Raw genomic sequence first — 10,258 nt, 5'->3', positions numbered from 1 at the left:
TTGTATCATTTTTTATGTCAAGTGATTTTCTCAAACAAAAATAGTGGCATATTTTAACATATTTTGCTGTGAAGTCATTTGTTTTATGGTAAAAAACAGTAAGAATGCCCTATCAATTTCATTGGCTATGCCTCACTTTCAAGCGACAAAAATCGCTTTGTTTAATGCCATGTATCACTATCATTGATACGAATCATGGCTGCTTCATACACTTTAGAGCATTCACGCTTGCCGATGGCAAGTTAATACCACGACTTCATTATCAATCACTTCATACACCAAGCGATAGCCAGATTGGCGCAACTTGATTTTGTATAATGCCTGTGAAAACCCGCTTAAACGGTCAGCCATGATATGCGGGTTATCTAGCCGTTGCATGAGTTTCTTTTTGAGTTGGCTTTTTAGCGGTTCGCCGAGCTTTTTCCACTCTTTTAGGGCTTTTTCATGAAAAACAAGTTTATAGTTCATCAGGATTTACCGCAATCAATTTACCGTCCGCTTTGCGTGCCAAGGCGGTGATGCCGAGTTCAAAATCTTCTATGGCATCTTGCAGATAGGCAAAGAGTTCTGGGCTGACGCAGTAAAAAACAGGTTTGTTGCGGTTGAGTATTGCCATTGTGCCTGTGTGGCTAGTACCTGCACTGATAATACCCATAGGGTCTTTTTTTAGGTCGCTGATGCTGGCTGTGGCAGTGGTATAAATAGGATTGATAGGCATAGTGATTGTCCTTAAAGTGCGACAAATTTATTACAGCACAAATAAAAGACTTTTAAAAGTGTTTTTTGCAATGAAAAAACCGCCCCCCCTTTCAGGCAACAGTTTTTACACCCCAAGCAACACCGCAATTTTTTGACGGATTTCCTGTAATTCTAATGTGCTTACTTTGCCTTTGAATTTGGCTTTGCGTTTTCGCCAGTCTAGGCTTTTGACTTGGTCGGACAGGGCGACATTAGCGATATTTCCTGCGATTGATACTTCAAAGGGGTAGCCTTTAATTTTAGTACTAACAGGGCAACAGACCATTAAGCTGGTTTTACTGTTATAGGCTTTGGGGCTTAGCACCACGGCTGGGCGATTGCCTGCTTGTTCGTGTCCTGTTTGTGGGTCAAAATCCAGCCATACAATATCGCCCACATCAGGAATATAGACTTCTACCATGCTTCATTGCCCTGTGCTGTACCAAAATCCGCTTCTTCGTGCAGGTTATCATGGGTGATTTGGGCGAGCATGGTGTCAAGGGTATAGAGGCGAATAGGTTCTATAATAATACGCCCTTGTTCTTGGCGTAATTCCACTTGGGATTGGGCGTGCATATTGAATTGCTGGATTAGGCTATTTGGAATGGGGATAGCAAGGCTATTGCCTAATGATTGTACAGTTACTTGCATAATGATTGCCCCTTTGGTGTGCATAATGTCTTATTATAAGGCTTTCCCTACTGATTTTCAACCGCACAAAAAACCGCTATATTTCACCGCGGTTTTGCAAAAACAGCTTATTGAAATGGGTTAATGATATTAATGGGTAAATCTTGAAAATCCTTGGTGTTACGGGTCAGTAAAGTGAGTTTATTTGCACTGGCAATTGCGGCAATCCAGCAATCATTTTCAGGACGTGGATTGGGTGTGTGAAATGTGGCACAAATTCTGCTTGTTTGCGTATTTATGGTTAAAATCCTGCCTGAAAAAGTAGGCAAAACAAAATGATCAAACCAATTTTGTAGACTTTGAGCTTGCATGGGATCTTTGCGTTTTTTTAAGGCAATCCCGCGCAATATTTCCATAATCACAATTTCACAGGTATAAAGTTGCGTGATAGGTCGCTGTTTTATCCAGTTCACTACGCCTGTATTGGCTTTGCCTGATTTAATTTTGCGAATTTCTGCAATAATATTGCTATCTAATAAATACATTAGTCAAAATCCTGATGACGAGCATGGCTAGATTGCGGATTGCGTGGTAAGTCTAGCTCAATTTCAGCGACATCTTCGCCTTGATAGTTCATGGCTAAATCATACAGCGTGGTTGGCTGAAAATATTCTACAACAATTTTTTCCATTAACTGCTGCGTATTGATGCCTTGTAAATTCGCATTATGGGCAATGATTTGTTCAAGTTGCGGGTTTAGGTTAATTTGCATGACATTCCCCTTTTTAGGTTTTATGTGGATTGAGTGTAGCATAAACAGGATTCAGATAACAGGTTTCAGACGGCAAAAACCCCACCATCCCCACCGCGGTTTTCCCTTTTCATCTTTCAAACAACAGGCATCAGACCGCAACCCTGCCGTCTGACCCCTGCCGTCTGACCCCTGTCTCCTAAATAACCTGCACCCCCTGCTCCACATACAAGTACGCGCCTGTGTAGCCGTTGATGCTATACACATCATAGACATTATTATCAAAGTCTACGGTGATGGCGCCTGTGGCGGTGAACTCGGTGGTGTCAATGTCTAAGCTGTTGCCTGTGCCTGTGCTGGTGACGCGGAAGATTTTGTCGCCGCCTTGTCCGATTTCGGTGTCTAGGGTGAGTACAGCTGTGCCAGTGCTAGTGTCCAGCAAGTCGCTTAATTTCAGCACGACGGTGTTGTTGTCGCCGGTCATACGCACGGTTTCTACGTCCATTGGGGTGCTGGAGATTTTGCTTAGGTCGTATTCTTGACCGCTACCTGTAAATTCCAGTGTGTCCATACCGTTGCCCATATTGATGACGTTGTTCGTGCTGGTGAAATCGCCCTGAGCTGTGCCAGTGCCGTATTCAATGCTGATGACATCGTCGCCGCCGTCTGTTAGGCGGATGCTGGTGTTTTTGATGCCTTGGGCGTAGATGTAGGTTTCGCTTGGGGCGGTGCTTGTGCCGCCTGCGTTGCTGTCGGTAATCCACGAGCTTACAATCATATGGTTGTAGGAATTGCCTGTGCCTGCGTTGTTGCCGTTCACCACGATATAGTCTACGCCTGTGCCGACATCGATTAAACTGCTGTAAATGGCTGCCCCTGTGGCTTTGCCGTCTGTGCCATCTATGACAGATGCACCAGCGGCACTGCTTTGCGCGGCTGCCAAGCCTTCTACAATCAGGTGGTCGTTGCCAGTGCCAAGTAGAATTTCGGCGTGGGCAATGTTACCGCCTTGTCCGTTGGTTTTGTCATTGGAAGCCGCTGCCACATTGCTTGCCCAAGTGCCTGTATAAAGCACAGAGCCTGTTACTTGGGTCAAGTGGTAAGTGCCATCGGATGCACGGTAGTACACATTGCTATGCGGGTTGCTTGCCCCGACCCATAACAAGTCGTTGCCATCGGACATATTGAACCCACTGGCAGTGCTTTGGGTGGTGTAGTTGGCAAAGTAGTGACCTCTGTTCCCAATGAGTTGCCCTTGTATCGCAAAGGCATCGTTGTATGGGGAGTAAGTACTACCAGACTGTCTCGACATATCGATATAGACACCACGGTTGATAGTATTATTGATGGCTCCCATATTCGCAGGCAGGATAAAGGAATTATTATCCCAAGCAAGTTTCGCATTTGGATAGTAGATGATACGGCTACCAGCCGCAGTATTATGAGTAACGGGGGTAGTCGTCAGATTTGTTGTGTTGGTACGGTTACCCCCTGTACCGCCCCAGGCTTGGTAAACATCCCACAAATACTGGTTGTTACCACTTGGTGCCTGAGAGCTGGCTTGATAAGCTAAGTCGTAAATGTTACCCGTTGTTACTGTTGTTGTTGCTGCTGCTGTTGGTTCCGCTATGCCGCGTTGGCGTGCTATTGGAACGTCGTTGTCTGGGTCGGCGGTTTGGGGTTCGGTGGTGTGGTTGCCTTTAACCGTATCACCAATTTTCGTGCCAGCTAGGTTGTAGGCAGTAACGAAAACTTCTGTGTTATCTTGAATGTATTTGCCTGCAATGGTAACGTATTCGCTGTCTGGAATTATGCCGTTCTCACCGCTGTTTAGCACAAATTGGCTGACACTTGGCAAGCTGGCATCGTTGTTTTCCAGTTTGTTAATCCAATAGATGTCGTCTACCGTCCAGGTGCCGTCATCGTTACTGATAATCTTCATGCCCACTGTGTTGCCATCGTTATCGGTAAATTCAATGATGTTGGTTGAACCTGCCAACGCCACCAGCATATTGCCAGCCACCCCTTGACGGATTTCAGGAATGGCATAGGTGCTGTGGGCATCGAGTTTTTGCGTTTCGTCCACCCCTGCGTGGCTGTAAGTAGCCATCACATCTTCGCCGTCTTTGTTGAGCGAGTCTGCTATAAAGAGCGTGTACTTGGTGCTGTCGTAGATAATCTTGCCACCATTGTCGGCGGTGTATGTGCCATTGGTGAAATCAGCTAAAATATCGCTTGTACCACGCGTAGCGGCGGTTAATTGCCACGCCGAACCGTCCCATGTAAAGGTTAGGTTATAACCGATACGGTCATCGCCCATCCAACTTAGGCTGGTTTGGTCGCCCTGCTCTAATTTGTGGTGATCATCTTCTTTGCTGCCTAGGGTTACGGTGATGTCGCCATCGCCTGTTCCTTTTACTGTTTTGCCTTCTTCATCTATGTATTTATCCAACACTTCAGAGAAGCTGACACGGGGAATGGCAAATTTGGCAGCATAATCAAAGTCATCGCTGGTTAAGCCTTGCTCATCGGTAATTTCTACGCTGACATCTGAATTGTCTTGCACTTTGTCTACATCAAGGGTGATTTTGCCTGTGCTGGCATCAAAAGCAATGACTTCTGCTGGTAATGTCGTGCTGGCTTCACCATCAACTTCGGTAACTTTCCATTCCTTATCGCTGGCACTGTAGACCAAGGTGATTTGTTGGTCGTCCGTAGTAACCGCATAGTTACTATCTAAACCTGTGATAATGGTATAGTTCACCACCATGGTATCGCCTTCGCCATTTTGGTATTCCTTAGCATTTATCGTGCCAGTACGCAAGCTAATCACCGTATTGCCATCGTTGTCATGGTTAATATACACTCTGGCAGGCGGAATATTGCTCACGGTTTGGGCTTGGGTGAACTCGTCTTTTGAGCCGTCTGCGTAGGTAATGGTTAGCTTGCCGTCATCGCTGACTTCAATAGTGGTGGTGCTGGCATTTAAGGCAGCCGATACCGCTGGATCTGCCGTTGCCACTTTGGCTGGGTCGTTAGCGTCAAGCAGGGCTTGTTTCACCGCAGTTTTTTCATCATCGGTGAGATGATCTGGGTTGGCAACTGGGGTGATTGGGACGCTTGGGTTGTATTTGCCATTGTCCCATTGAGCAATAGTGGTAGTAACTGCTTCAGATGAGCCGTCTTTATAGGTAACGGTTGCCGCACCTGTGTATGGATTAACCATAATGGTGCTGTCGTTACTGCTCACGGCATTATTGCTGTTCGCCGTTTTAATGGCTTGGATAATTTGATCTACTTCGCTTGAAGTTAAGCTGCTTGGATTGGCAACTTTGACCTGTGCAGCGGCTTGTGGCTCGGTACGCTCTGCCAAGGTTTTGGTTTTGTGCGTGGTGTCCGCTTGGCTTTCATGCTCGTTGACATGGTCGTAACTTGCCGTGATGTAGGTGGCGTTTTTGACGCTGGCATCGTTGAATGTAAGCGTTTGGGTGTTTGCGTCAAAGCTGACATTTGTGCCGTCTACAACCGTGCTACTGTTGCTGGCAACTTTCCATGCACCGTTGTCATATTCCATATCAAAGGCTTTGGATTCGCCGTTTTCGTTTTCATAAGTGAAATGAATGCGGTCGCCTTGTTCAAGCTGGGCTGATGTGCTGGTGCTGTCGTGCGTTGGCAGTGTGGCAGTGACTACGCCGTCTGTGCCTGCTTCGCTGAATACTACCACTGGCATGTCAAAGTTTTTTGCGGTGAGCGTGGTGGTGTCGTCAGTCGCTGGCACATTGGCTTGCCCTTGTTCATCGGTGGCATAAATTTTCACCGTTGAGCCGTCTTCAATGCCGTTGGCAGGAATGGTGAATGTACCGCCGTTGGTGCTGGCATTTAAGCTGTCTAATTGTGCTTGGCTTAAAATGTTGTTTGACGTAGTGGCTTGCCATACGTTGTTGGTGCTGTCAAAGCTGACTTCTTCCCATGCCGTGCCTGTGTAACGCAAATTGAGTTCAGTAGTCTGAGTGGCAGACGGTTTGAGATACTCAATGGTGACAATATCGTTTTTGCCATAGCCTGTTTGGTTTAGGTTAAAGGTGACATCGCCATTTTCTGCTTGGGTGAGCGTTGGCGTGGCGGGTGGGTTGTTGCTCACGGTTTGGGCTTGAGTGAAGGTGTCCACGCTGTTATCGGCATAGGTAATGGTAACTGTGCCGTTATCCGCAACCACAATGGTGGCTGCATTTAAGGCAGCGGTGATGTCTGTGTCGCTGGCGTTGGCATTTTTAATGGCATTTTCCACCGCGGTTTTTTCTGTGGCGGTGAGGTGGTTAGGGTTGGCGACTGGGGTAACGGTAACCGCTGGATTAACCGTAACCGCTGTATACAACTCCACATTTGCCGTTAAGCTGTCGGTTGTGCCGTCTTTGTAGGTGATGAGAATATCGCCTGTGTCAGACACGGTGATTTTGGTATCTGAACTGTTGAGCGTACTACTTTCGTAAGTTTTGGTCGGATCATTGGCGTTGGCGGTTTTGACAGCGTCAATAATCGCTTGTTTTTCCGTTGGGCTAAGATCGTTTTTGTCGTTGACACGCACAACTGTACCGCTGTTAATTGGGTCGTTACGTTGGGTTAAGGTTTTGGCTGGATAATGCAAATTATCATCATCAATCTCCGAAGTGTTGCCAGGGTCTTGCTCGTAAATGGCATGAATGAGTGAGCCGTTTTTCACCGTGGCATCGGCAAAGGTTACCGTGTTGCCTGTTAGGGTGATTTGGCTTGCTAGGCTGGCATGACTGTATTTGCTGATTTCCCACGCATTATTGTTGTAGCTGAGTTCTATATATTGAGCCGCACCTATTTCATCTTGGAATGACAAGAGAATTTTGTCGCCTTGCACAGGGTTAGCTTTGCTGTCGTCTATTTGAGCGTAAATTGTGCCATTGTAGCCATGCTCAGCAAAATTGATGAGTGCAGGATCCATGATTTTGGCAATTTCGCTGTCTTCTGCACTGTATTGATTTTGCTCATCAATCGCATAGGCGTACATTACTGTGCCGTCTTTGACCACATCATTGGTTATGGTGAATGTACCGTTGGCGATAATATCGTCAATTTGGGCTTGGCTTAGGGTGTAGGTGGTGTAAGTGCTGTTTACGCTCCAACCGCTGTTATCGGCAGCAACGCTGTCTCGGTCATATTGCAATACCACATAAACATCAGCGTTTTTGCCTGTTGGGGTGAAGCTAAATATTACCCAATCACCATCGCCGTGTGGGGTGGTGCTGTTGTCGCCTACGCTAAAAGTAACATCGCCTGTGCTGTCGTTTTGCTCAATGCTTGGGGCATTGGGGGCTAGGTTTTTCACCGTTTGGGCTTGGGTAAGCTCGTCTTGACTGCCGTCTGCGTATTTAATGGTTACATCACCATTGTCCGCAACTTCAATAGTGGCGGCATTTAAGGCGGCGGTCATGTTGGCATCGCTGGCGTTGGCGGCTTTTAGGGCAGTAATGACATCGTCTTTTTCGGCATCGGTTAGGCGGTCAAAGTTCGCCACATCGGTTATCGTAATGGCTGGGTTATAAGTGGTGCTTTGTTTTTGTGCCACATACACCGTTACCGTATCCACCGAACCATCCCCATAACGAATAGTCACGGTTTTGTTGTTGCCTGCGTTATCGTGGTCGTTGTATTCAAACTTCGCACCGCTATCGGCGAGATTTTGGGCTGTTGTGTTAGCGTCTTTGGCTGCCTGAATGATTTTTGCAATATCTGCTTGGGTGAGATTGGCGAGATCATCAACGGTTACGTTTTGGCTTAAATCCGTGGTGTTGGCAACAACATTGGCTTCTAACACACGAGCGGCACTGCTTGCCACGCCAAAAGTGGTCGGCTGTTGTTCGCTGTCATCAGAGAAGTTGTCGTAACTGGCAGAAATAACGCTGTTATTTTTCACCGCGGTATCAGGCAGGGTTAATACGCCTGTGGCTGAGTTGTAGCTTGCTCCTGTTGGCAGGGTACTGGTGGTTTCCCATTGCCCTGTTGTGCCATTAAAGGTGAACTCAATTTTATGCTCAACGTCGCTTGGGTCTTTAAAGGCAATGGTGATTTTATCGCCATTTTCGGCTTTACTGTTTGTGCCTTGGGTGGCAAGGGTGGCAGTGATTACGCCTGTTTTAATGGTTTCCGTGAAGTTGGTGTTTGGATTGGTCTCCGTGGTTGTGCCTTCGCTAAATACCACTTCTGGAATTGGGAAATCCCCTGCTGTGCCGTGGGCGTAGGCACTCACCAATTGCTCATCAGTCACCACAATATGGGTTGGACTGTTGTCTTTGATGTTGCTAGCTGGAATGGTGACCGTGCCTGTGTCGACGTTAAAGTCGGCATAGCTTGGCACGCTATTGCTTGGGTCTGTCCATTTGCCTGTGGCTGCGTCATACACCAAGGTAATGGTTACATCTTTACCGTCTGGCGTGCCGTCATTTTCTTTGTAGCTTAATACGGCGGTGTCTTTGTCGCCGTGTGTGCCTGTGCCTACGGTAAATACGGTGTTGCCGTTAGCGGTGTCTGTGCCAACTGTTGGCGTGGCTGGGGCTAGGTTTTCTAGGGTTGGGCTAACCTTGTCTTGCGTGCCGTCTTTGTAGGTTACCGTCACTTCGCCTGTACTTTGGTTCACGGCTACACTCTCAACAATGGTGCTGTTGTTGTTTTTGTATTCGTTCGCCTTGGCTTCAATGGCGGTGATGTCCGCTGGCGTTAAGTGATTAGGGTTGGCAACATTGACGGTGAATGTTGGGTTGTAACTGGCAGAGTATTTTTGCACCACGGCAACATTGACACGGTCTACGGATTGATCCGCATAGGTAATCACCACTTGTTTATTGTCTACATCGTAGAAATAGTCTACTTGTGCTGGAGCAGTTTCTACATTTTCAATAACAATTTTATTGTCGGCTTTGACTTTGTTGATAATCGCTTCAATCTCACCTTGGCTTAGACTGCTTGGATTTTCTACCTTGATGTTATTTGGATTGTCTGGGTTAGCAGTATCCGCAGTAATCCCCACTACCGCAACACGTTCAGCGGTACTAGCGGCTTTGCCTTTGGTGATAGGTTGTTCAGCATCATCGCCCACATTGTCATAGCTGGCAATAATTTCACTGCTGTTTTTCACCGCACTATCAGGCAGGGTTAAGACGTTGTTTGTTACGGTTAGGGTGGTGGTTGAGCCTAATGTGTGGCTTTCCACGATCCACGCTGTGCCGTTGTATTTCACGGTGACACTTTGGGCTGTGCCTGTTTCGTCTACAAACTCAAGTTTGATTTTGTCGCCATTTTCCGCTTTGGCTGTGGCAGTGTCTGCACCAAAAGTCACAGTGATTTCGCCGTTTTTCACGCCAGCGGTTTCGTTTTCGCCAAAGGTTACGACTGGAATTGGGAAAGCGGCGGCGTTGTCGGTTTTGCTGACAGTTTGCCCTTGCTCGTCTGTAGTGCTAATGCTGACTGGACTATTGTCTAAAATCTCGCCAGCGACAATAGTCAGCGTACCTGTGCTGTTTACTTCGTCAAGTTGGGCGGTGGTTAAGGCGTTATTTGGATCTTCCCATTTGCCTGTGGTGGCATTGTACACCAGTTCAACCGTCACTGCTGTGCCGTCTACAGCGATATATTTAATAGTAACTTTGTCATCATGACCGTGCGGTTGGTCTTTGCCTAGGTTAAACACGGTGTTGCCGTCTGCGTTGTTGCTGACGCTTGGCGTGGCTGGGGTTGGGGCAGGATCAGGGGTTGGTTCTACAGGCTCAGACGGTTCAGGCGTTGGATCTACAGGCTCGGCTGGATCGGGGGTTGGGTCTGTAGGTTCAGGTTGTGGTTCGGGTTGTGGTGCTGGTGTGCTTGAACCACCACTAGAACCGTCACTGGTAGCAAGAGCAATACCGCCCCCCACTAAAGCAATACCACCAACGATCGCACCTACTGTAGCACCTGTTGTCGAGCCTAACCAATAAGGCAACCAAGGTAAGACAAGTTGTTCACCGCCCAAGACTTCAGTGGCAAGCATGCTTTCATTTAACACGTTAATCGCCGACGCCGCCTCGCCATTAGCCGGCATATAGGCATAATAATGACCATCTTCGGCCAATCCATGAA

Annotated in this window: 6 protein-coding genes and 1 pseudogene; all 7 read right to left on the bottom strand. The window is 47.3% G+C overall.

Annotation, left to right across the window (positions count from 1 at the left end; all coding sequences use genetic code 11):
• Positions 1 to 161: 161 nt before the first annotated feature.
• Positions 162 to 468, bottom strand: a pseudogene (locus E0709_RS12025) (type II toxin-antitoxin system RelE family toxin).
• The gene (locus E0709_RS12020) at positions 458 to 718 is read right to left on the bottom strand and encodes a type II toxin-antitoxin system Phd/YefM family antitoxin (RefSeq protein WP_132302765.1); all 261 of its coding nucleotides are present in this window, start codon (positions 716 to 718) and stop codon (positions 458 to 460) included. The pseudogene E0709_RS12025 and the gene E0709_RS12020 overlap by 11 nt, the downstream one beginning before the upstream one ends.
• Before the next feature lie 105 nt (positions 719 to 823).
• The gene (mazF, locus tag E0709_RS12015) at positions 824 to 1,159 is read right to left on the bottom strand and encodes an endoribonuclease MazF (protein WP_132302764.1); all 336 of its coding nucleotides are present in this window, start codon (positions 1,157 to 1,159) and stop codon (positions 824 to 826) included.
• Entirely contained in the window at positions 1,153 to 1,389 is a 237-nt protein-coding gene (locus E0709_RS12010; protein WP_132302763.1) for an AbrB/MazE/SpoVT family DNA-binding domain-containing protein, read from the bottom strand. Before E0709_RS12010 ends, mazF begins: the two co-directional genes overlap by 7 nt.
• Positions 1,390 to 1,496: 107 nt before the next feature.
• Positions 1,497 to 1,913, bottom strand: a complete 417-nt coding sequence (locus E0709_RS12005; protein WP_132302762.1) for a type II toxin-antitoxin system VapC family toxin — start codon at positions 1,911 to 1,913, stop codon at positions 1,497 to 1,499.
• Complete coding sequence (locus tag E0709_RS12000) at positions 1,913 to 2,140, bottom strand: hypothetical protein (RefSeq protein ID WP_132302761.1); 228 nt, start codon at positions 2,138 to 2,140, stop codon at positions 1,913 to 1,915. Before E0709_RS12000 ends, E0709_RS12005 begins: the two co-directional genes overlap by 1 nt.
• A gap of 178 nt (positions 2,141 to 2,318) precedes the next feature.
• Positions 2,319 to 10,220: a MiiA motif-containing surface protein gene (locus E0709_RS11995; protein WP_209300511.1), complete on the bottom strand. Its 7,902-nt coding sequence runs from the start codon at positions 10,218 to 10,220 to the stop codon at positions 2,319 to 2,321.
• Positions 10,221 to 10,258 lie beyond the last annotated feature (38 nt).

The organism is Lonepinella koalarum, from assembly GCF_004565475.1.
Classification (GTDB): domain Bacteria; phylum Pseudomonadota; class Gammaproteobacteria; order Enterobacterales; family Pasteurellaceae; genus Lonepinella; species Lonepinella koalarum.
The sequence above is the reverse complement of the archived record's forward strand: the minus strand, read 5'-3'. Positions and strand labels throughout refer to the sequence as shown.

What these genes read in the sequence shown, in the direction of transcription:
- E0709_RS12020 (WP_132302765.1), bottom strand. Translation starts at nt 718, where the DNA reads ATGCCTATCAATCCTATTTATACCACTGCCACAGCCAGCATCAGCGAC.
- mazF (WP_132302764.1), bottom strand. Translation starts at nt 1,159, where the DNA reads ATGGTAGAAGTCTATATTCCTGATGTGGGCGATATTGTATGGCTGGAT.
- E0709_RS12010 (WP_132302763.1), bottom strand. Translation starts at nt 1,389, where the DNA reads ATGCAAGTAACTGTACAATCATTAGGCAATAGCCTTGCTATCCCCATT.
- E0709_RS12005 (WP_132302762.1), bottom strand. Translation starts at nt 1,913, where the DNA reads ATGTATTTATTAGATAGCAATATTATTGCAGAAATTCGCAAAATTAAA.
- E0709_RS12000 (WP_132302761.1), bottom strand. Translation starts at nt 2,140, where the DNA reads ATGCAAATTAACCTAAACCCGCAACTTGAACAAATCATTGCCCATAAT.
- E0709_RS11995 (WP_209300511.1), bottom strand. Translation starts at nt 10,220, where the DNA reads ATGCCGGCTAATGGCGAGGCGGCGTCGGCGATTAACGTGTTAAATGAA.